This window comes from Streptomyces sp. NBC_00459 (assembly GCF_036013955.1).
Classification (GTDB): Bacteria; Actinomycetota; Actinomycetes; order Streptomycetales; family Streptomycetaceae; genus Streptomyces.
Map to the genome: position 1 here is coordinate 3,254,668 of NZ_CP107903.1, position 21,349 is coordinate 3,276,016.

Here is a 21,349-nt window from a genome sequence, read left to right on the forward strand (position 1 = left end):
TAGGCACGACCGAAGGGCGGGCGTCCGGTACCTGGTACCGGGCGCCCGCCCCTTTTCGGTTCACTCGCGGTTCAGTCGCACGGCAGGGTGCGTGATTTCGGCAACGCCGCCGTGATCCAGTCCCGTTGGGCGGCGATCTCCTTCTCGTCGGTGGTCCAGGTGTCGGGGGACGCGGCGCCCGTCGGAATGCCGATCAGGGTGTGGTCGCCCACGGTCAGCCGGGGGTCGACCTCCTGGTCCATCACGAACGTCACCTCGGCCGGGCCCTTGTCCGGCTTGTAGTAGCGGGCCACACGCAGGGTGATCCGGTCCTGGTCGGCGCCCGGTCCGGGGTCGACGGCGATGACCGTGCCCTCGACGACCAGACGGGCGCAGGAGAGGTATCCGGCGGGGCTCAGCGCACCCGCGTCGGCACCGTCCTTGGCACCCGCGCCGCTCCCGCTGTCCGGGTCGAGCGAGTAGGAAGGCACGGCGCCGGAGTCGGCCGACGAGGTCGTCGCCGCGTCGTCGGTCCCCTTCCCGGCCTGCGAGAGGAGCCACCCCGCCCCCGTGACCAGGGTCCCCGCGGCGGTCACGGCGGCGACACCGAGGGCGAGGGTGCGCAGCGGACGCCAGTACGGCCGTTCCCGCACCGGGACGCGGACCGGCTTCGGCGCCGACTCGCGTGCGGGCCTTCGTACCGCCCCCGATTCCGCCCCCGATTCCGTCTCCGTGCGTACCTGCGACGCCAGTGCGCCGCCGATGAGCCCCAACTGCTCGCGCAGCAGCGCCACATCGGCCGCCGCCGACCAGTGCTCGGCCATGAAGTCGGCGTCCGTGAGTGCCTCTTCGGGCAGCGGATCGTCCGTCAGTGCGGCCATCAACGCGTCCACGCCGTCGTATTCGGCGGCCATGTCACACCACCTCGTCCTCGTGCAGGCGGGTGCGCAATGCCCGTACCGCCGTGTGCAACCTGCTCTTGACCGTGCCCTCCGGGATGCCCAGTTCCTCGGCGATCCCGCGTACCGGCAGGTCGGCGTAGAAGCGAAGGACCAGCACCTGGCGCTGGGGGTCGGGCAGGTCGTCGAGCCCTCGGGCCACGGCGAGGGAGAGCAGGCTCGTCTCCTCGCCGGAAGGGTGGGCCACCGGCTGGCGCAGGGAGGCCAGCCGTTCCCCCAGCCGTTCCTGGCGGCGCTTGGCCCGGTGCCAGTCCATGGCGAGGTTGGAGGCGACGACCGCCGCCCACGCCGACACGTCACGCGGTGCCTCGTGTCCGTTCGCGGTGCGTTCCAGCAGCCGCAGGCGGACCTGCTGTACCCCGTCCAGCAGGTCCGCCTGCGGCACGCCGCCGAGCGCGAGCACCGCCCTGACCCTGCGCTCCTGCGCCGGGTCCAGCGGGTCGCCGTGTTCGTCCTCCTGGACGCGCCGGGCCTTTCTGCGCAGCACAAGCACCCCTCCCCCTCGCCGCGTTTCTTCTACGACGCCGAGGGCGCCCAGAACGTTCGGCCGCGGCGGAGAGGTACGTCACACCGTTATCGAAGCGAGACTCCGGCCCCGCCCGGCCCCGGTCGGCCCGGGCCCGCACAGCTTGCGCCCGACGGTCCCTGTCGGGCGGGTTTCTCCAGCTCAGGATGGGTGCGGCCGGACAATCGCAACCGCGCGCCGACCCTGTTCCGTCCCATTCCTCGGGCCGGCCAGGCAAAGGATTGGACATGGTGCCCGGGGTGGGACGCATGATGGAAATGTCTCGGCCGGGTAGTACGCGCGTATACGTACGAGCCACCGGACGCAGATGTGGCAGCAGCCGCAGTAGCCGCAGTGGTCGTGGGACAGCGAAACAAGGGAGTCGTCGTGAGGGTCGGAATCGTCGGAGCCACCGGTCAGGTCGGCACGGTCATGCGCAGGATCCTCGTCGAGCGCGAGTTCCCGGTCAGCGAGCTGCGGCTGTTCGCGTCGGCGCGGTCGGCAGGGTCGGTCCTCGACGGTGTGACGGTGGAGGACGCGACGACGGCCGACTACACCGGCCTCGACATCGTGCTGTTCTCGGCGGGCGGCACGACCTCGAAGGCGCTGGCCGAGAAGGTCGCCTCGCAGGGTGCCGTCGTGATCGACAACTCCTCGGCGTGGCGCCGGGACCCGGACGTACCCCTGGTCGTCTCCGAGGTGAACCCGCACGCCATCGTCGACCGCCCCAAGGGCATCATCGCCAACCCGAACTGCACCACGATGGCCGCGATGCCGGTCCTGAGGCCGCTGCACACGGAGGCGGGCCTCGAAGCGCTGGTCGTCGCGACCTACCAGGCGGTGTCCGGTTCGGGTGTGGCGGGTGTGGCGGAGCTGCACGGGCAGGCGCAGAAGGTGGTCGCCGACGCCGACAAGCTGACGCACGACGGTTCGGCGGTCGACTTCCCCGAGCCGCAGGTGTACAAGCGGCCGATCGCGTTCAACGTGCTGCCGCTGGCGGGCAATGTGGTGGACGACGGTTCGTTCGAGACGGACGAGGAGCAGAAGCTGCGCAACGAGTCCCGGAAGATCCTGGAGATCCCGGGGCTGAAGGTGTCCGGTACGTGTGTCCGCGTGCCGGTGTTCTCGGGGCACTCGCTCCAGGTGAACGCACGGTTCACGCGGCCGCTGTCGGTGGAGCGGGCGACGGAGCTGTTGGCGGGGGCGCCCGGTGTCGTGCTGTCGGACATCCCGACCCCGCTTCAGGCGGCCGGGCAGGACGCGTCGTTCGTGGGCCGGATCCGCGTGGACGAGACGTCGGAGAACGGACTCGCGTTCTTCGTCTCCAACGACAACCTGCGGAAGGGCGCCGCACTGAACGCGGTGCAGATCGCGGAGCTGGTGGCGGTGGAGCTGAGCGGTAAGTAGCCGCCCCGCGCGGTAGGAATGGCGACACTACCGCGAGTACGACTCAGGGGGTGCCCACCGGCTACCGGTGGGCACCCCCTTCGCGTAGGGACTCAGAGTGCCAGGTGCCGCCGCAGCGCCACGTCGATCTCGGCCATCCGCTGCCGGGGTACGGAGCCGATCGCGCGCAACAGCCTCTCCGGCGCGAGGGCCCGTACCTGCTCGCACTGGACCTTGGAGTCCTTGGGCAGGCCACACTCCGCCGCGGGCAGCAGCACCTGGAAGGGGTACACCCGCGAGGTGTTCGACGTCAGCGGCACGAGCGTCACCACGCCCTGCTTCGTCCGGGCCACCGCGGCATTGGCCGCGTCGTTCGAGACGACAACGGCCGGACGCGCCTTGTTGGCCTCGCTGCCGCGTGCCGGCTCATAGTCGACCAGGTAGATGTCACCGCGCTTCATCGGTGAGCCCGTCCGCCGAGAACTGATCCCAGAACGCCGCGTCCTCACTGCCGTCCCATTCGGCGAAGGCCTCCGCGTACTCCTCCTCCAGCCGAGCGGCGCGCAGGAGTTCGATGGCGTCGTGTATCACCGCGGATCGCGACGCCGCCTCTGTTCTCTGCGCGTACTCGTCGACGAAGGAAACGTCCTCCTGAGGCAGGCTCACACTGATCTTCATACCTCCACGGTAACAGAGTAGGAAAATATAGGCACTATTAGTACTACCGTTCGCCCCTTCATCCCCACCTCAGCCCCTCCCCACCTCATAGAGAAAGCACCCGTACTCCACCGCCCGCACATGCACGACAGCCACCCCCGGATCAGCGAACGCCTCCCCGAAGGCCTCCTCGTCCACCACCTCCACCAGCCGCCCCCCGACGATCCGCCCCTCCCGGTCGTACCGCCGCAGCACCCGCCGGGTCCCCGCGAACGGATACCCCTCCCCCACCGCCGGCCCGGGGCATGCCCCGGCCTCCGCGTGGATGAAGACCGGCCCCTGCTCGTCGTACGCCCCGGGGTCGGCCCCCGTCTCCGCCGCCCACCGCCGCAGCGGGGCGTAGGAGACGAGGGCGACGCGCTCCCCCGGGGTGCTGTGGCGCAGACAGCAGCGGAGCGGCGAGCCGCCCTCGGTGTCGGTCTCGGGAACCAACTCGCGTCCCGCATCGTCAGCAGAACGCAGCCTCTTGAGGATCAGAGGACCAATGGGGCGTACGGCGTACGTGATGCGTGCTTTCGCGCGTGTTGTCGTGTGCGTCGTCATGGCTCCACGTTCGCGCCTGTCCACCCCGCCCACCGGCGGGTTCCGGACATCGCGTCGGCCGCGGATCCCATGGAAGGATGGCGCAACCCACACATACGAGGAGATGACCGCGTGCCTGGCACAAACCTGACCCGCGAAGAGGCGCAAGCGCGGGCGAAGCTGCTCACCGTTGACTCGTACGAGATCGAGTTGGATCTCTCCGGCGCACAGGAGGGCGGCACCTACAGGTCCGTGACCACGGTGCGCTTCGACTCCGCCGAAACCGGCGCGGAGTCCTTCATCGACCTGGTGGCCCCGGCCGTACACGAGGTCACCCTCAACGGGGACGCTCTCGACCCCGACGAGGTCTTCAAGGATTCCCGGATCGCGCTGCCGGGGCTGCTCGCGGGGCGCAACGTGCTGCGTGTCGTCGCCGACGCCGCCTACACCAACACCGGTGAGGGCCTGCACCGGTTCGTCGACCCCGTCGACCAGCAGGCCTACCTCTACACCCAGTTCGAGGTGCCGGACGCCCGCCGCGTGTTCGCGTCGTTCGAGCAGCCGGACCTCAAGGCGACCTTCCAGTTCACGGTGACCGCGCCGTCCGGCTGGACCGTCATCTCCAACTCGCCGACGCCCGAACCCAAGGACGACGTCTGGCGCTTCGAGCCGACGCCCCGTATCTCCACGTACATCACCGCGCTGATCGTCGGGCCGTACCACTCGGTCCACAGTGTGTACGAGGCGGACGGGCAGACCGTTCCGCTCGGCATCTACTGCCGGCCCTCGCTCGCCGAGTTCCTCGACTCCGACGCCATCTTCGCGGTGACCCGGCAGGGCTTCGAGTGGTTCCAGGAGAAGTTCGACTACGCGTACCCGTTCAAGAAGTACGACCAGTTGTTCGTCCCCGAGTTCAACGCCGGTGCCATGGAGAACGCGGGCGCGGTCACCATCCGCGACCAGTACGTGTTCCGGTCCAAGGTGACCGACGCCGCGTACGAGACGCGCGCCGAGACGATCCTGCACGAGCTCGCGCACATGTGGTTCGGCGACCTCGTCACCATGGAGTGGTGGAACGACCTGTGGCTGAACGAGTCGTTCGCCACCTACACCTCCATCGCCTGCCAGGCGTACGCCCCCGGCTCGCGCTGGCCGCACTCCTGGACCACCTTCGCCAACTCCATGAAGACGTGGGCGTACCGCCAGGACCAGCTGCCGTCCACGCACCCGATCATGGCCGAGATCCGCGACCTCGACGACGTCCTCGTCAACTTCGACGGCATCACGTACGCCAAGGGCGCCTCCGTACTGAAGCAGCTCGTCGCGTACGTCGGCATGGACGCGTTCTTCGCGGGCGTGCAGGCCTACTTCAAGCAGCACGCGTACGGCAACACGCGGCTCAGCGACCTGCTGGGCGCCCTGGAGGAGACCTCCGGGCGTGACCTGAAGGCGTGGTCGAAGTCGTGGCTGGAGACGGCCGGTATCAACATCCTGCGTCCCGAGATCGAGACGGACGCGGACGGGGTCATCACCTCCTTCGCCATCCGGCAGGAGGCTCCCGCGCTGCCCGCCGGTGCCAAGGGTGAGCCCACGCTCCGGCCGCACCGCATCGCCGTCGGCCTGTACGACCTCGACGACGAGAGCGGCAAGCTGCTGCGTGACGACGAGACCGGGCGTATCGAGCTGGACGTCGACGGCGAGCTGACGGCCGTACCTCAGCTGGTCGGCAGGCGCCGTCCGGCCGTGATCCTGCTCAACGACGACGACCTGTCGTACTCGAAGGTCCGCCTCGACGACGCGTCCCTCGCCTTCGTCACCGAGCACCTGGGCGACTTCGAGGCCTCCCTCCCGCGCGCGCTGTGCTGGGCCTCCGCCTGGGACATGACCCGTGACGCCGAACTGGCGACCCGCGACTACCTCTCCCTCGTCCTGTCGGGCATCGGCAAGGAGTCGGACATCGGCGTCGTGCAGTCGCTCCAGCGGCAGGTGAAGCTGGCGATCGACCTGTACGGCGACCCGGCCACCCGCGAGGCCCTGCTGACCCGCTGGACGGACGCCACGCTGGCCCATCTCCGGACGGCCGAGGCGGGCTCCGACCATCAGCTGGCCTGGGCCCGCGCGTTCGCGGCCACCGCCCGTACGCCGGAGCAGCTGGACCTGCTGGGCGCCCTGCTGGAAGGCACGCAGACCGTCGAGGGGCTGGCCGTCGACACCGAGCTGCGCTGGTCGTTCGTCCAGCGGCTGGCGGCCGTCGGGCGCTTCGACGAGGACGAGATCGCGGGCGAGTACGAGCGGGACAAGACCGCTGCCGGTGAGCGGCACGCCGCGACCGCCCGGGCCGCCCGTCCGACCCCGGAGGCCAAGGCGGAGGCCTGGGCGTCGGTCATCGAGTCCGACAAGCTGCCGAACGCCGTCCAGGAGGCCGTGATCGGGGGCTTCGTCCAGACCGACCAGCGCGAGCTGCTGGAGCCCTACACCGACAAGTACTTCGCGGTGGTCAAGGAGGCCTGGGACTCGCGCTCGCACGAGATCGCCCAGCAGATCGCCATCGGCCTCTACCCGGCCCTCCAGGTGTCCCAGGAGACCCTGGCGAAGACGGACGCCTGGCTGACCGCCGCCGAGCCGAACGCCGCCCTGCGGCGACTCGTCTCGGAGTCCCGTTCCGGTGTCGAGCGTGCGCTGAAGGCGCAGGCTGCGGACGCGGCTGCCGAGTAGGAGCAGCAGGCGGTTGCAGGGAGCAGGAGGTCGGGGGCGCCCGGCCGTCCACGGACCCGGTGGTCCAGGACGGCGGGGCGCCCCCGACTCTTCGTGCCCGTACCCGGACCCGCGCTCGCACCTGTACCTGTACCTGGGCCCGTACTCGCGCTCGTATCCCGCCCGGCGTCAGACCGGGGCCGTTCGGGGATTCTGCCCGGAGGCGCGCAGCAGGGCGGCGCCCATGGGCGTCAGGGTGTGCAGGACGACCGGGCCGTGGCGGTGGCTGACGAGGAGGCCGGCGTCGCGCAGCACGGTGGTGTGGCGGGTCGCCGACGCCGCGGAGACACCTGCGGCACGGGCGAGTTCGCCGGTCGTGGCGCCGGCCGCCGTCGCCCGGAGCATGACGGCGCGGGTGGCGCCCAGGAGCGCGGGCAGCGGAGCCCGGGGCTTGTGGGCATCGGTCTCGTCGGTGCGGGAGGCCGGCAGGCGCAGCGGGTAGGCGAGGACGGGCGGGAGACCGGAGTCGGCCAGCGACACCGGGCCGCCCCAGCAGAAGTACGAGGGGACGAGCCTCAGACCGCGCCCCTGCAGGTGCAGATCACGGTCCTCGCAGTAGTCGACCTCGAGCGTGGGACGCCGCCAGCGCATGTACGGCCCGAGGCTGGCCAGAAGCCTGTCCGTACCGCCGTCCAGCAGGTCCCGGGCCCGGGCGGAGCGGTCGGCGTCGATGTGCGCCTGAATGTGATCTCCGTGCGGACGGATGGCGACGTCGTAATAGTTCCGGACCGTTCGGACGAATTCCTTGCGGGGTCCCGCGTCGGGTAATTGCCGGGTCCAGGCGGGAGCGCCGTTCACCCGGTCCAGGATGTTCAGTTCTCGTAGTACGCGCTGTCGGGGAATGTCGAGGATCGCCTCCAGCCCCGCGTCCAGACCTTCGGACGCTTCACCGGGCGTGAGGAAATCCGGAAAATAGGTGCCCCCCGGATAAAGGGGGCGCAACACGTTGCGGACGACGGGCGCGAGGCCCTTTGCGTGCAGCGCCTCGCGTGCGCTCCGATGCCAATCGGCATACGCCCACAGGCCCTTGCGGCTCTGGAAACGGCGCAGGCTGAAGGAGATCTCCCAGAGCGGATCCGGTCTGTTCGCCACCTGAACGCGCGCTAGATCGGCATCCGTGAAGTGGATTCGGAGCATTGAAGTCCCCTCACTGACCACGGCTTTTACGCTCAGGCGAAAAAGTATGTCGATGCCGTGAGGAGGCTGACAAGGTCATATCGGAAGCCGTTCACGGATCGTCCGAAAACAGATCCGTGCGACCAACGACCCCGAGGAGGAACGAATGCGACCGAACATTTTGACCAGGTCTTTCATCAGTGCCGCCACCGTCGCCGCGATTGCCGGCGGAAGCCTGCTCGGTACGGGTGTCGGATTCGCGACGGCCGCGCCGGCCACCGCGCCCGCTGCGAGTGCCGAGTCCGTCGGCATCCTCGCGACACAGAACTTCGGCCTCAGCAGCGCGCGGGCCAAGAGGGTCCAGGGCTGGCTGGCGACGTACTGGGGCTACACCGACTCGATCGACGGGCAGCTCGGCACGAACAGCTGGAAGGCCTTCCAGCGCTGCCTCAAGGAGTACTGGGGCTACACCGACTCGATCGACGGGGACCCCGGCCCCAACACGGTCAAGGCTCTGCAGCGCCTGCTGCGGAACTACGGCTACACGGGGGCCATCGACGGGGACCCCGGCTCGGGCACCCGTACCGCGTTCGCGGCGTTCGCCGACTCACGCTGAGCATTCCGGCCGAGCGGCGTGTCCCGGCCGGACGGGGCACGCCGCCCGGCCGGCCGGGCTTTCTGGGGAGACAGCATGCGCACACGCGTCCACCGCTCGGTCCTCGTCCACGGCACCGCCGTACTGGCCGTGGGAGGAGCACTTCTCGTCGGCGCCCCGACGGCGAACGCCGCCGTAGCCGAGACCAACTGCGACCACATCGACGACGCCGCCCGGCCCACGGTCGACCCGGGCAACACGGGGAACGCGGTTCGTCAGGTGCAGTGCCTGATCAACTACTACAGCGGGTACCCCAACTGGCTTGAGGAAGACGGGGGTTACGGCCCGAGGACGCTGGACGGCGTCCACTGGGTGCAGACCTGCAACGAGACCACGGGCGGTGCGGACGGCGTCGTGGGCCCCAGCACCTGGTCCCGCCTGTACGCCCCGAAGGACGCCTGCGCCATCTCGGCCCTCTAGACGAGTCATTCCGATGTGATCAGTGGTCGTAGGCGATGAGGGATCGTAGGACCGGCTGGCCGGTCTTGTGGTTGTGCCAGATCGCAGCAGCCATCGCGAGGACGCGCTGGGCGACGCGGACGGCGACGCCTTCGAAGGTCCGGCCGCCGTGCTGTTCCAGGTCGAGCTGGCCCTTGAGGGTGTCGTTGACCGACTCGATCAACTGCCGCACCGACTTCAGCAGGGACTCGCCCTTGCGTTTCTTCTCGCGCTTGAACGACGGCCGCAGCAACTCAGCGCCCCTCAGGGCCAGATCGGCCTCGAACTCCCTGGAAGCGAAACCCTTGTCGGAGATCACCAGCAGCCCCGGCCGGTTCGTGACCGTCTCGGGTTCGCGGTCGAGCATCGCGGTCAGTACCTCGCGCTCATCCAACTTCGGGGTCGCCAGAGCCCACAGGATCGGCATCCCGGTCGGGGTGCACACCAGGAACAGGCGCAGGCCCCAGAAGAACCGGCTGTGACTGGCGCAGTACCCGTATCCGGCCCAGCCGGCCATGTCCGACCGCTTCACCGTCGGACGCGAGCGACCGCACTCCACCGGCGTCGAGTCGACGATCCAGTGGTTGTCGAACCAGAAGTCCGTATCGACGGCCAGCAGCCGTATCGCCTTCTTGACCAACGGCAACGCAGCCCGCAGCCGCTTGTTCCAGCCCGGCTGCCTGGGCACGTACGGGAACATCCCGCCCAGGCGGGAGTCCACGAACCGCAGCCACCGCGACTCCGAGGTGAAGCCCAGCAACGCCTGCGCGACAGCGAGGCAGACAAGCTCGGAATCCGTCAGCCGCGGCGGCCGGCCCAGCCACCGGGTACCCCCGATCTCGTCGTCGATCTTCACGTACAGTGCGGTCAGCAGGGCGTCCAGGTTGTTCGTCACACAACGATCTTGGACGCCCTGTCTGCGTTCCCGGACACACCGTCAGCATTCGGAATGACTCGTCTAGGGCCGGGGTCGCCGACCAGCCCGAGAGGAAGAGCCCCATGACGAGACTCCCGGAACTCCCCGGCTCCCGCGGCACGGCGCGGTCGGTTCCGCCGTTGCCCCGACGGGCGTTCCTGACCGCCCTCGGCGTCGGTGCCGCGTTGAGCGCGGTGCCCCGCCCCGCCTCGGCCGCACCTGCCGACACCGCTGCCACCGCTGCCACCGCCACCGCCGCGTACACGCTGCTGTCCCGTGCGGACTGGGGTGCCGACGAGACACTGCGCTTCACCGGCGGCACGGAGCGCTGGCCGTCCGAGTACCACCCGGTCCAGACGCTCACCGTCCACCACACCGCCGACGGCAGCACAGACCCGGATCCGGCTGCCGTGGTCCGCGCCATCTACCGCACCGACGCCGCCGAATACGGCGACATGGGCTACAACTACCTGATCGACAAGGCCGGTCTGGTGTACGAGGGCCGCTGGTCCGGCACCGACGGCACACCCGCGCACGACGCCTCCGGGCGGATGGTCACCGGGGCGCACGTCAAGGGCTACAACTCGGGCAACATCGGCATAGCCCTGCTGGGGACGCTGACCACCACTCCCGCGTCGACCGCCGCGCGCACCGCCCTGGTCCGGCTCCTGGCCGACCTCGCCGAACGGCACGCGCTCGCTCCCTTGGGCAAGGTGGTCTACGTCAATCCCGTCAGCGGGGTCAGCCGGCCCGCGCCGGTCATCGGCGGCCACCGCCACTGGGCGGCCACCGACTGCCCAGGCACCCTGTACACCGCCATGCCGTCGATCCGTGACGAGGTCGCCGCCCTGCTCGCCTGATGGCCGCCCGATCGCCCGTTCAGCGGCGCGAGGCCAGGGCAGGAACCCGGGCCTTCCCCGCCCCGGAACCGGACCCCTTCACCGGAGCGGCCCTGCGCGCGCCCAGCTGCCCCGCCACGGTCGCCCCGAACGCCAGCCCCATGCCCGCCAGTTGGAGCGGCGTCAGGGCCTGCCCGAGGGCCGCCCAGCCGACGAACGCGGCGGTCAGCGGGGACAGCGGGCCGAGGAAGGTGACCTGGGTCGCGGTGAGACGGCCGATGCCGCGGAACCAGAGCCAGTACGCCACCGCCGTGTTCGCCAGCGCGAGGTAGAGATACCCGGCGGCGGCCCGGCCGTCCAGCGCGGGCGGGGCACCCTCGACCAGCACGGCGAGCGGCATGATGAGCAGGCCGCCGGCGGTCAGCTGCCAGCCGGTCAGGGCGAGCGGGCCCACACCGTCCGGGCGGCCCCAGCGCTTCGTCAGGACGGTGCCCGTCGACATCGACGCGGTGGAGGCGAGCGCGGCCAGCACACCCACGGCGTCCAGCGCCCCCGCCGCCTTCAGTACGACCAGACTCACGCCGAGCGCCGCCGCGACTCCGGTGAGCAGGGTGCGTACGGTCGGACGCTCGCCCAGGAGCACCGTCGCGAGCCCGGCGACGAACAGGGGCCCGACCGACCCGACCACGGCCGCCATCCCGCCCGGCAGCCGGTAGGCGGACAGGAACAGCAGCGGAAAGAAGGCGCCGATGTTGAGCGCGCCCAGCACCGTCGCCTTCCACCACCAGGCGCCGCGCGGCAGCACCCGGGTCAGCGCGAGGAGGACGAGACCGGCGGGCAGGGCGCGCAGCAGGCCGGTGAAGAGGGGCCGGTCGGGCGGGAGGAACTCCGTGGTGACCGCGTAGGTGGTGCCCCAGGAGATGGGGGCGAGGGCGGTGAGAAGTATGACGGGGAGGTGGGCGGAGCGGTTCGCGGGCATGGGCGCACCCTTCAAGTAGGTCAGCGCTAATTAGCTTAGCGCTAAGCAACTTGCCGTCAAGCTACTTTCTTGCGAGTGACCGTCAGGAGACCGATACTCGGCGCATGAGTGCACAGCCGCCGCAGCGACGCAGGGACCCCGTCGACGCGATCATCGACCAGTGGGCGGTGGTGCGCCCCGATCTGGACACCAACGCGATGGAGGTCTTCGGCCGTATCTACCGGCTCGCGCGCGCCATGGGCGACCGGACGGAGAAGGCGTACGCGCGGTTCGGGATCGCGCGCGGCGAGTTCGACGTGCTGGCGACCCTGCGCCGGGCCGGTGAGCCGTACACGCTCTCGCCGCGTCAGCTGTCGTCGACGCTGATGCTCACCACCGGTGGGATGACCGGCCGCCTGGACAAGCTGGAGCGGGCCGGGCTGCTGCGCCGCTCCCCCGACCCGCACGACCGGCGCGGCCTCCAGGTCACCCTCACCGAGGAGGGGCTGAGCCGCGTCGACGAGGCGGTCGGCGCCGGCGTCGCCGCACAGGCGGAGGCCCTGGCCGCCCTCGACACCGAGAGGGCGGGCCAACTGGCCGACCTGCTGCGGGAGCTGCTGGCGGCTACGGAGGGCCCGGGACAGTCGTAGGAACCGGCCGGGAACACGCCGAGGGCGCCGTTCTCGGCCCATGGGTCATGGAGCGAGAACGGCGCCCTCGAACGGATCAGAAGGAGGGATCAGGCCTTCGCCTTGGCGGGCTTGGCGGCCTTCGGGGCGCGGTCGGAGGACTTGTCCAGGACCATCACCAGGCCCGCGATGACCGCGAACAGGCCGATCGGGGCGACAACGTAGAGGCCCAGCGTCTCGATGACGCTCAGGCCATGGCCGGGGTCGTCACCGTCGTCGCGGGTGAGCGCGAGCGCGGGAGACGTCATGAGCAGCATCATCAGCGTCGTACCGGCGACCAGGGCACCGGCGCGCAGGGCGTTCGTCTTGTCCACGGTGCAAAAGTAGCGAACGCCCGGCGGGGCCGCGCGCCCGGGGTGCCGTATGAGGGGTGCGGGCGCCCCGCGAAGGGCCGGGAGCGCCCGCCGGCACCGGGAGGACGACTCAGGTGGCGCCCTCCCGCAGCACCTCCATCAGCGCCCACAGCCGCGACGATCCCGCCAGTTCCTCCAGCGTCATCGGCCTGCCCTCCGCGTCGGCGACGGGCAGGCGCCAGTTCGGGTACTGGTTCCACGTACCCGGCAGGTTCTGCGGGCGGCGGTCGCCGACGCCGTCCGGGAGCCAGACGCCGATCATGCGGGCCGGGGTGCGGAGGAGATAGCGGTGGACGGCCTGGATCTCGGCCTCCTCCTCGACCCCCGAGAGACCACCGCTGCCGCCCCTCAGCAGGCCCAGGCGGGCGAGCAGCGTCAGCCACTCGTTCGTGTCGGCGGCGGCATCGGCCCGTTCCTGTGCCAGGGGGTTGGTCAACAGACCCAGCCGGTCGCGGAGTTCGACGTGGTCACCGGCGAGACGGGCGGCGGTGGGCGGCAGGTCGTGGGTGGTGACGGTGGCGAGGCAGTCGGCGCGCCAGTGGTCGGGGGGCAGGGGACGCCCGTCGCCGTTCCAGTCCCGTTCGAACCACAGGACGGACGTGCCGAGCACCCCGCGTTCGTGCAGCGTCTCCCGCACCCCGGGTTCCACGGTCCCCAGATCCTCGCCGATCACGACAGCCCCGGCCCGCGAGGCCTCCAGCGCGAGGACGGCGAGCATCGCCTCGGCGTCGTACCGGACGTACGCCCCCTCCGTCGGCGCCAGCCCCTGGGGCACCCACCAGAGCCGGAAGAGGCCCATGACGTGGTCGATGCGCAGGGCGCCCGCGTAGCCGAAGAGGGATCTCAGCAGCTGTCGGTAGGGGGCGTAGCCGGACTCGGCCAGGCGGTCCGGTCTCCAGGGCGGCAGTCCCCAGTCCTGGCCGCGCGCGTTGAACGCGTCCGGGGGCGCGCCGACCGACATGCCGGCCGCGAAGTACTCCTGCTGCGCCCAGGCGTCGGCGCCGCCGGGATGCACCCCGACGGCGAGGTCGTGCACGATCCCGACCGACATGCCCGCGTCGCGTGCCGTCCGCTGGGCGTCGGTGAGCTGGGTGTCGGTGAGCCAGGCGAGACGGGAGTGGAAGTCGACGCGGTCCATCAACTCGCCCCGGGCGCGGGCGGTCTCGGCCGACCGGGGGTCCTGGAGGCCGTCCGGCCAGCGCGACCAGTCCGAGCCGTGCGTCTCGGCCAGCGCGCACCAGGTGGCGTGGTCCTCCAGCGGTTCGCCGGCCCGCGCGAGGAAGTCGCAGTACGCGGCCTGCCGCCCGGGCCCGAGCGGTACGGCGCACACCAGCTCCAGCGCCTCGCGCTTGAGTTCCCACACGGCGTCCCGGTCGATCAGCTCGCCCTTGTCCAGCACCGACTCCCGCAGCCGCCCGGCCCGCTCCAGCAGCCCGCGCACCCGCTCACGGTCCTCGGCCTCCTCGATGTACGCGAACTCGGGGATGTCCTCGATCCGCAGATGGACGGGATCGGGGAAGCGCCGGGAGGACGGCCGGTAGGGGGACGGATCGGTCGGCGCTCCGGGTACGGCCGCGTGCAACGGGTTGACCTGCACGAATCCTGCTCCGAGCGCCCGCCCGGCCCAGGCGCTCAGCTCACCGAGGTCGCCCAGGTCGCCCATGCCCCAGGAGCGCCGGGAGAGGAGGGAGTAGAGCTGGACGAGGAGGCCGTAGGAGCGTCCGGCGGGCGTGGGCAGCCGGGCCGGGGCGACGACGAGGTGGGCGCGGGCGGTGCGGCCGTCGGGCGCGACGGCGTCCAACTCGTGGATGCCGGGCGGGAGCCGGTCGACCGAGTCGCAGATCTCGCCCTGTTCGGTACTGATGCGCAGGCGGGTGCCCTCGGGCAGTCCGGCCAGCGCGTCGGCCGTGCCGTCGGCGCCGCACACCACCGTGGGTGGCAGCAGCCGCGCCGCCAGTTCCCGTTCCCGGGCGGCGAGGGCGGCCCGGACGGCCTCCGGAGTGACCGCGTCGACGCCGAGCGCGGCCAGTACGGCGACGAGCGCGGAGTCGGAGGCGGCGACCACGTGGTCCGGGGACGGGCTGAAGGAGGAGGCGACGCCGTGCAGCTCGGCGAGGCGGGTGAGCGCGAGCCGTTCCTCGGCCCGGTTCTCCCCGTTCTCGTGGCCCCCGGCGGGTTCGGCCGGGCCGTGTACGGACATCTACAGCCCCGCGAGGTCCGGCAGCGCGGGGACCGGGCCCTCGTACAGCCCTGTGGGATCCGCTTCGGCGTCGGCGTGCTCGCTCGTCATGGCCTCGGCGTCGGCGAGCGGGGGCTCGCTGGTGAGGGGCTCGGCGGCGGGCAGCGGCGGCTCGCTGGTGAGCGGCGCCTCGGCGGCGGCACTCTCGGCGCTGAAGATGTGGGCCGGTACGGCCACGGAGGCCTCCTTGTCGCGTACGACGGCTGACGGCGGTTGGCGGGTTTCTTCCGCAGCCCTACCCAGTGGACGCGACCGCAGACGTGTAGGAAAGGACGAACCACGGCGTCGCCGGTCACATTCCGCGATTCTTCCGTCGCTCTCCTGTCGGCGTCCGCCGCCTTTCCGCCACTTCCCGTGCCCCTTCCGCCCCTCTCCGCTCACTCTTCCCTCCACACACACGACATCTCCAGGCTGGGGCAAATCCGGCACATCGGCCACTCTCGTTGACACCCTCACCGCTCGGATGGTGGGGTCGATGGTCGTCTGACACATCGTCGGGTGACGCGGGGCGGGTCGAGTGACGGGGAGTGGTGGCGTGCTGCACGGGCGCGGGAAAGGGGCGGTCGCCCTGGTGTTCGCCGTCGTGGCCGGGGCGACCCTGGGACCGGCTCCCGAGGCGGTCGCGGCTCCGCCCTCCCCCGGCAGCTCGTCCGCCGACAGGTTCACCGAGGATGCCGCCTCCGCCCTTCCGTCGGTGTGGCCCCGCCCCCAGTCCCTGCGCGCGAGCGGCGGCGGGCCGGTCGCGGTCACGGACGAGGTCGCGCTGATCGCCGACGCGGAGGCCGACCCGTACACGGTCGAGGGCCTGCGCGCGCTGGTACGGGAGGCGGGCGGGCGCCCGGTCACCGCGGCCGTCGCCGCCCCGGGCGCGCTGGCGATCCTGGTCGGCGGCGACGCGGCCGACCGGGCCCTCACCGCCCTCGGCGCCGGCCCTCGCGCCGACCTCCCGTCCGGCGGCTACCGGCTCGCCGTCGGCAGGGTCGCGGGCCGGGACACCGTCGCCCTGGCGGGAGCCGGGGCGGACGGACTGTTCCACGGTCTCCAGACCCTGCGCCAACTCCTCGGCACGAAGGGCGAGTTCGCCGCTGTCGTCGTACGCGACCGGCCCGGCACCGCCGTGCGCGGCACGACCGAGGGTTTCTACGGCACCCCCTGGACGAGTGAACAGCGGCTCGCCCAGCTGGACTTCATGGGCCGGACGAAGCAGAACCGCTACCTCTACGCCCCCGGCGACGACCTCTACCGCCAGGCCCGCTGGCGCGAGCCCTACCCCGCCGCACGCCGGGCGGAGTTCCGGGAGCTGGCCCAGCGGGCGCGCCGCAACCACGTCACGCTCGGCTGGGCGGTGGCCCCCGGACAGTCGATGTGCCTGTCGTCGGACTCCGACGTGCGCGCGCTGACCGACAAACTGGACGCCATGTGGGCGCTGGGTTTCCGGGCGTTCCAGGTGCAGTTCCAGGACGTCAGCTACAGCGAGTGGCACTGCGAGGCGGACGAGGAGCGGTACGGCTCCGGCCCCGAGGCCGCGGCCGAGGCCCAGGCGAGGGTCGCCGGCGCCGTGGCCCGGCATCTGAGGGCACGTCACCCGTCCGCAGCCGCGCTGTCGTTGATGCCGACCGAGTACTTCCAGGACGGCACGACCCCCTATCGCAAGGCGCTGGCGAACGCGCTGGACGCGGAGATCGAGGTCGCGTGGACGGGTGTGGGTGTCGTCCCCCGGACCATCACGGGAGGCCAACTCGCGGACGCGAAAGCCGTGTTCGGGCATCCGCTGGTCACCATGGACAACTACCCGGTCAACGACTACGCGCAGGGACGGATCCTCCTCGGCCCCTACACCGGCCGTGAACCGGCCGTCGCCACCCGGTCGGCCGCCCTGCTCGCCAACGCCATGGTCCAGCCCGAGGCCTCGCGGATCCCCCTGTTCACCGCCGCCGACTACGCCTGGAACCCGCGCGGCTACCGCCCCGAGGCGTCCTGGCGGGCCGCGGTCACCGACCTCGCCGCCGGTGACCCGCGCCGCGAGGAGGCCCTGAGCGCCCTCGCCGGAAACGCCGCGTCCTCGGTCCTGGGCGCCCCCGAGTCGGCCTACCTCCGCCCGCTGATCGAGGCGCTCCGGCAGGCCCGCACGGCGACGGACGGCCCCGCGAACCGGGCGGCGAACGAGGCGGCGGAGCGCCGACTGCGGTCGGCGTTCACGGTGATGCGCGAGACACCGGACCGGCTGACGTACTCGCCCGGCACTCTGGCCGAGGAAGTCGCCCCCTGGACACAACAGTTGGCGGGTTACGGCGCGGCCGGTGAGACAGCGGTCGACATGCTGCGGGCGCAGCGCGCAGGCGACACGGCGACGGCCTGGCAGGCGTACCTCTCCCTCGTCGGCCAACGGCACGCACTGGCCTCCGCCGCGTCCCGGGTGACCGTGGGCAAGGGCGTGCTGGACCCGTTTCTCCTCCGTGCGCAGCAGGCGTTCGCCCAATGGGCCGGCCTCGACCACGAACCCTCCGCTTCGGACGGCCGCACCGTCCGTTTCCCGCGTGCCCGCGCCCTGGCCTCCGTCACCGTCCTGAGCGTCCCGGAAACCGTGGGCACCGTCGAGGCGCGTGTCCCCGGGGAGGGCTGGCGCGTACTCGGGGCGCTGTCCGGCACCGGCGCGACCCAACTCCCCGTCCGGGCCCACGCGGACGCCGTTCGGGTGATCGGTCCGGCGCCCTCCGGGGTACGGCATCTCGTCCCCTGGTTCGACGACTCCCCGTCGGTGGAGCTGGAGTTGGGGCGCGACAGGAAGGCCGGCGCGGAGGTGGACGCGGAGATCGGCGGTCCCGCGGTGGAGGTGCCGGTACGGCTGACCTCGTCCCGTCCCGCCGACGCGCGGGACACGAAGCTCGCGGCGAAGGCGCCCCGGGGCGTTGAAGTCCGGCTCCCCGGGAGCCCGTTGACATTGCCGCGCGGAGTCCCGGTCGATGCGGAGGCCGAGGTCTCCGTGGAGCGGGGGACACCGGCGGGGACGTATCCCGTCGCGCTCACCGCCGGGGACGCGACGCGCACGCTCACCGTGCGGGCGTTCCCGCGGACGGGCGGCCCCGATCTCGCGCTGGGCGGTGCCGCGAGTTCGTCCGGTGACGAGACGGCGGACTTCCCGGCACCGGCCGCCAACGACGGGAAGCCCGGGACGCGTTGGTCGTCCCCGGCCGAGGACGACGCCTGGTGGCAGGTACGGCTGGACCGGACGGCGCGGCTGGGCCGGGTCGACCTGCGCTGGCAGGACGCGCACGCCGCCGCGTACCGCGTACAGGTGTCGTCGGACGGGCGCGACTGGCGTACGGCGGCCACGGTCCCGGACGGGCGGGGCGGGCACGAGTCGGTGCGGATGGACGAGCGGGACGTCCGGTTCGTCCGTGTGCAGGGGGACAAGAGGGCGACCCGGTACGGGTATTCGCTGTGGTCGGTGGAGGCGTACGCGGTGGCGGACTGACCGCTCACCCGTACCTCGGGCGAGTCCTCGGCGGGTCTCGCCGCCCATCACTATTCACTCAGTACATGTAGCGAGTGCATAATGACCGGCATGAGCACCCGCCACATCCTGTTGGGGCTGCTCGCCGGAGGGCCCAGCCATGGCTATGACCTCAAGCGACGGCACGACGAACGCTTCCCGCAGGCCCGGCCGCTGGCCTACGGGCAGGTCTACACGACCTTGCAGCGCCTGGTCCGCGACGGCCTGGCGGAGGTCGACGGCACCGACGCGGACGGCGGTCCGGAGCGGACGAAGTACCGGACGACCGGCGACGGAAAGCGTGAACTCGCGGACTGGGTACGGCAGATCAGCGCGCCCGCGCCGCACGTCGTCAACGAGATCTTCGCCAAGGTCGTCGTCGCGATCCTGGCCGGCGGGGACCCGGCCGCGTATCTGCTGGACCAGCGCGCCGCGCACATGGCGCGGATGCGGGAGCTGACGGCGGTCAAGACCGCGCCGGGCTCGGACCTCTCGACCGTGCTCTCGGCGGACTACGCCCTCAACCACCTTGACGCCGACCTCCGTTGGATGACCACGACGGTGGCCCGGCTCACCACACTGACCGCGGAGGTCGACACGGCATGACCACCACCAACGGGGCAATATCCGGCGGGGACACCGCACCACCACTGCTCGCGGCCCGCCGTCTGTCCAAGACGCACGGCAGGACGCCCGCGCTGCGCGGCGCCTCGGTCGCGCTGCGGGCCGGCGAGATCCTGGCCGTCACGGGGGCCAGCGGCAGCGGGAAGTCGACGCTGCTGCACTGTCTGGCGGGGATCGTCCGGCCGGACGCGGGGACCGTCGAGTACGCCGGGGAGCGGCTCGACACGCTGCCCGAGCGGCGGCTGAGCGAACTGCGGCGCACCGAGTTCGGGGTCGTCTTCCAGTTCGGGCAGCTGATTCCCGAGCTGACCGTCCTCGACAACGTGGCGCTGCCGCTGCTGCTCGCCGGGACCGCGCGCGGAGCGGCGCACGAGCGGGCCGGCGAGTGGCTGGAGCGGTTCGGGGTGCTCGGCCAGGAGATGCTGCGGCCGGGCGAGCTGAGCGGCGGCCAGGCGCAGCGCGTCTCGCTGGCCCGCGCCCTGATCACCGGCCCGAAGGTGGTCTTCGCCGACGAGCCGACCGGCGCGCTGGACTCCCTCGCGGGCGAGCAGGTGATGGCGGCGCTGACGCACACGGCCCGCGAGTCCGGCACGGCGGTGCTGCTGATCACCCACGACGCCCAGGTGGCGGCGTACGCGGACCGCGAGCTCAGGCTGAGCGACGGCGCGGTGGCCGCCGACGGGGCCGAGACCTCGGCGGAGGTGACCGCGTGATCGCCGACAAGGTCAACGGCTCCGGGAGCGGCTCCCTGCGCGCCGATGCGCGGCTCGCCTGGCTGCTCACCCGGGGTTCCGACCGGCGGGAGTGGTGGCGGGTCGCGCTCACGGGGATCGGGGCGGCGCTCGCGACCGGGTTCGCGCTGGCCGCCGTGGCCGTCGCCTCGATCCGCGGGCAGTACTCCGTGTCGTTCGGCTCCGGGCTCCTGAACCAGCAGGGGGAACGCTCCGGTGTGGTCCTCACCCTCGTGCTGCTGCTCGTGCCCGTGCTCGGGTTCCTCGGGCAGTGTGCGCGGGTCGGGGCGGTGCACCGGGACCGGCGGCTGGCCGCGCTGCGGCTGGCGGGGGCCGGCGCGGCCCAGGTGCGGCGGATCGCGGCGCTGGAATCGGGGCTTGCCTGTCTGCTCGGCTCGGCGCTCGCCACCGTGTTCTGCGTGCTGTTCCTGCTGGGCGAGTGGCGGCAGCCGCCGGTACTCGTCTGGTTCGGGATCGCGCTGGTCGCGGCGGCCGTACCGGTGCTGGGCGCGCTGGTGAGCGTACTGGCGCTGCGTCGCGTGGTGGCCTCGCCGCTGGGCCGGGTACGGCGGGTGCCCCCGCGCGAGGGGCGTGGTCCGGGGATGCCGGTCCCGATCGCGGCCCTGGGGCTGCTGTTCGTGGGGCTGCTGCTGGCACCGGACACGTTCGGCGGCTACGAGACCGCCCCGACGCTGGTGTTCGCCGTGGTGATCGGCACCGGTGTGGGCGCCCTGTGGCTGACCGGTGCCACCGCCCGGTGCACGGGGCGGATCCTGGCGACCCGTACCGCCGATCCGGCGACGCTGATCGCGGCGGAACGGCTGCGCGACGACCCGTGGGCCGCTGCCCGCACCCATGCGGCGGTACTGCTGGTGGCCGTCGTGGGCACCGGGTTCGTCGGCGTCCGGGAGGTGCTGCTGACCTCGCTCCGCGACCGCGGCGAGACCATGCTGGCCTCGCCCATGTCCTTCTACACCACCGGCGTCGATCTGACCGGCGCCGCCGTCCTGGTCGCCCTGGTGATCACGCTCTGCGGGCTCGGCGTCGGCACCGCCGAGTCGGTGGCGACCCGGCGCCGGGGCCTGGCCGCGCAGGCCGCCGCCGGAGTGCCGCGCGCGGTGCTGGGCCGGGCGCTGCTCCTGGAGACGGCCCTGCCGCTGGCGCCGGCGATGCTGCTGGCGGGTGCCGGGGGCCTGCTGATCGGCGACTGGTTCGCGGGGATCGCCCAGGACGGCAGCCGCTCGGTGCCGTACACGGCGCTGCTGGTTCCCCCGGCGGTGTACGTGTGCTGTCTGCTCGCGGCGGCAACCTCGCTGCCGCTGCTGCGCCGTTCGGTGCATCCGGCGGAGCTCAGGTACGTGTGAGCGGCCGGGCATGAGTGATCCGGCCCCGGGGAACGGGTGTTCCCAGGGCCGGATCGCATCCGTGCCGTACGGACGACACAGCAAGGTCCGTACAGAACCGCACAGGCGTGCG

Annotated in this window: 21 protein-coding genes; 10 read left to right on the plus strand and 11 right to left on the minus strand. The window is 71.9% G+C overall.

Annotated features, from left to right (window positions below; translation table 11 throughout):
* Positions 1-71 precede the first annotated feature (71 nt).
* Both OHN74_RS14105 and OHN74_RS14110 read right to left on the minus strand, forming a co-directional pair.
* Positions 72-893: a hypothetical protein gene (locus OHN74_RS14105; RefSeq protein WP_327694917.1), complete on the minus strand. Its 822-nt coding sequence runs from the start codon at positions 891-893 to the stop codon at positions 72-74.
* 1 nt (position 894) lies between these two features.
* Positions 895-1,425 carry a sigma-70 family RNA polymerase sigma factor gene (locus tag OHN74_RS14110; RefSeq protein ID WP_327694918.1) on the minus strand — a complete coding sequence of 177 codons (531 nt, stop codon included), beginning with the start codon at positions 1,423-1,425 and terminating at the stop codon, positions 895-897.
* 405 nt (positions 1,426-1,830) lie between these two features.
* Here OHN74_RS14110 and OHN74_RS14115 point away from each other — a divergent pair, with 405 nt between their 5' ends.
* Positions 1,831-2,850 (plus strand): aspartate-semialdehyde dehydrogenase, encoded by a 1,020-nt coding sequence (locus OHN74_RS14115; protein ID WP_327694919.1) that lies wholly within the window; start codon positions 1,831-1,833, stop codon positions 2,848-2,850.
* A 92-nt stretch (positions 2,851-2,942) separates the two neighbouring features.
* On the opposite strand, the gene OHN74_RS14120 is transcribed toward OHN74_RS14115, so the two are convergent.
* From OHN74_RS14120 to OHN74_RS14130, 3 genes are all read right to left on the minus strand, one after another.
* Complete coding sequence (locus OHN74_RS14120) at positions 2,943-3,290, minus strand: type II toxin-antitoxin system PemK/MazF family toxin (protein ID WP_327694920.1); 348 nt, start codon at positions 3,288-3,290, stop codon at positions 2,943-2,945.
* The gene (locus OHN74_RS14125; protein ID WP_053741841.1) at positions 3,277-3,507 is read right to left on the minus strand and encodes a ribbon-helix-helix domain-containing protein; all 231 of its coding nucleotides are present in this window, start codon (positions 3,505-3,507) and stop codon (positions 3,277-3,279) included. The genes OHN74_RS14120 and OHN74_RS14125 overlap by 14 nt, the downstream gene beginning before the upstream one ends.
* A 69-nt stretch (positions 3,508-3,576) precedes the next feature.
* Positions 3,577-4,089, minus strand: a complete 513-nt coding sequence (locus OHN74_RS14130) for a DUF1203 domain-containing protein (RefSeq protein ID WP_327694921.1) — start codon at positions 4,087-4,089, stop codon at positions 3,577-3,579.
* Positions 4,090-4,200: 111 nt separating this feature from the next.
* Here OHN74_RS14130 and pepN point away from each other — a divergent pair, with 111 nt between their 5' ends.
* Positions 4,201-6,783: an aminopeptidase N gene (gene pepN / locus OHN74_RS14135; protein WP_327694922.1), complete on the plus strand. Its 2,583-nt coding sequence runs from the start codon at positions 4,201-4,203 to the stop codon at positions 6,781-6,783.
* Between the two features lie 168 nt (positions 6,784-6,951).
* On the opposite strand, the gene OHN74_RS14140 is transcribed toward pepN, so the two are convergent.
* Positions 6,952-7,959 (minus strand): ArsR/SmtB family transcription factor, encoded by a 1,008-nt coding sequence (locus OHN74_RS14140; RefSeq protein WP_327694923.1) that lies wholly within the window; start codon positions 7,957-7,959, stop codon positions 6,952-6,954.
* A 145-nt stretch (positions 7,960-8,104) separates the two neighbouring features.
* Between OHN74_RS14140 and OHN74_RS14145 the strand changes: the two genes are divergently transcribed.
* Together OHN74_RS14145 and OHN74_RS14150 are read left to right on the plus strand one after the other, a co-directional pair.
* Positions 8,105-8,554 carry a peptidoglycan-binding domain-containing protein gene (locus tag OHN74_RS14145; RefSeq protein WP_327694924.1) on the plus strand — a complete coding sequence of 150 codons (450 nt, stop codon included), beginning with the start codon at positions 8,105-8,107 and terminating at the stop codon, positions 8,552-8,554.
* A gap of 75 nt (positions 8,555-8,629) precedes the next feature.
* Positions 8,630-9,013 (plus strand): peptidoglycan-binding domain-containing protein, encoded by a 384-nt coding sequence (locus tag OHN74_RS14150; protein WP_327694925.1) that lies wholly within the window; start codon positions 8,630-8,632, stop codon positions 9,011-9,013.
* A 19-nt stretch (positions 9,014-9,032) separates the two neighbouring features.
* On the opposite strand, the gene OHN74_RS14155 is transcribed toward OHN74_RS14150, so the two are convergent.
* A complete protein-coding gene (locus OHN74_RS14155; protein WP_327694926.1) occupies positions 9,033-9,926 on the minus strand; it encodes an IS982 family transposase in 894 nt (297 codons plus the stop codon).
* A gap of 104 nt (positions 9,927-10,030) precedes the next feature.
* Between OHN74_RS14155 and OHN74_RS14160 the strand changes: the two genes are divergently transcribed.
* A complete protein-coding gene (locus OHN74_RS14160; protein ID WP_327694927.1) occupies positions 10,031-10,807 on the plus strand; it encodes a peptidoglycan recognition protein family protein in 777 nt (258 codons plus the stop codon).
* 19 nt (positions 10,808-10,826) lie between these two features.
* Here OHN74_RS14160 and OHN74_RS14165 read toward each other — a convergent pair whose 3' ends face one another.
* Positions 10,827-11,765: an EamA family transporter gene (locus OHN74_RS14165; RefSeq protein WP_327694928.1), complete on the minus strand. Its 939-nt coding sequence runs from the start codon at positions 11,763-11,765 to the stop codon at positions 10,827-10,829.
* 104 nt (positions 11,766-11,869) lie between these two features.
* Here OHN74_RS14165 and OHN74_RS14170 point away from each other — a divergent pair, with 104 nt between their 5' ends.
* Positions 11,870-12,394 carry a MarR family winged helix-turn-helix transcriptional regulator gene (locus OHN74_RS14170; RefSeq protein WP_327694929.1) on the plus strand — a complete coding sequence of 175 codons (525 nt, stop codon included), beginning with the start codon at positions 11,870-11,872 and terminating at the stop codon, positions 12,392-12,394.
* 89 nt (positions 12,395-12,483) lie between these two features.
* On the opposite strand, the gene OHN74_RS14175 is transcribed toward OHN74_RS14170, so the two are convergent.
* The 3 genes from OHN74_RS14175 to OHN74_RS14185 all read right to left on the minus strand — a co-directional run bounded on the left by OHN74_RS14175 (position 12,484) and on the right by OHN74_RS14185 (position 15,202).
* Positions 12,484-12,747, minus strand: a complete 264-nt coding sequence (locus OHN74_RS14175; RefSeq protein ID WP_327694930.1) for a hypothetical protein — start codon at positions 12,745-12,747, stop codon at positions 12,484-12,486.
* A 109-nt stretch (positions 12,748-12,856) separates the two neighbouring features.
* Complete coding sequence (malQ, locus tag OHN74_RS14180; protein WP_327694931.1) at positions 12,857-14,986, minus strand: 4-alpha-glucanotransferase; 2,130 nt, start codon at positions 14,984-14,986, stop codon at positions 12,857-12,859.
* Positions 14,987-15,202 (minus strand): hypothetical protein, encoded by a 216-nt coding sequence (locus OHN74_RS14185; RefSeq protein WP_327700469.1) that lies wholly within the window; start codon positions 15,200-15,202, stop codon positions 14,987-14,989. It abuts the gene before it with no gap.
* A 358-nt stretch (positions 15,203-15,560) separates the two neighbouring features.
* Here OHN74_RS14185 and OHN74_RS14190 point away from each other — a divergent pair, with 358 nt between their 5' ends.
* From OHN74_RS14190 to OHN74_RS14205, 4 genes are all read left to right on the plus strand, one after another.
* The gene (locus tag OHN74_RS14190) at positions 15,561-18,500 is read left to right on the plus strand and encodes a beta-N-acetylglucosaminidase domain-containing protein (RefSeq protein ID WP_327694932.1); all 2,940 of its coding nucleotides are present in this window, start codon (positions 15,561-15,563) and stop codon (positions 18,498-18,500) included.
* Between the two features lie 90 nt (positions 18,501-18,590).
* The gene (locus tag OHN74_RS14195; protein WP_327694933.1) at positions 18,591-19,124 is read left to right on the plus strand and encodes a PadR family transcriptional regulator; all 534 of its coding nucleotides are present in this window, start codon (positions 18,591-18,593) and stop codon (positions 19,122-19,124) included.
* Positions 19,121-19,855 (plus strand): ABC transporter ATP-binding protein, encoded by a 735-nt coding sequence (locus OHN74_RS14200; RefSeq protein WP_327694934.1) that lies wholly within the window; start codon positions 19,121-19,123, stop codon positions 19,853-19,855. The genes OHN74_RS14195 and OHN74_RS14200 overlap by 4 nt, the downstream gene beginning before the upstream one ends.
* Positions 19,852-21,237: an FtsX-like permease family protein gene (locus OHN74_RS14205; RefSeq protein WP_327694935.1), complete on the plus strand. Its 1,386-nt coding sequence runs from the start codon at positions 19,852-19,854 to the stop codon at positions 21,235-21,237. Before OHN74_RS14200 ends, OHN74_RS14205 begins: the two co-directional genes overlap by 4 nt.
* Positions 21,238-21,349 lie beyond the last annotated feature (112 nt).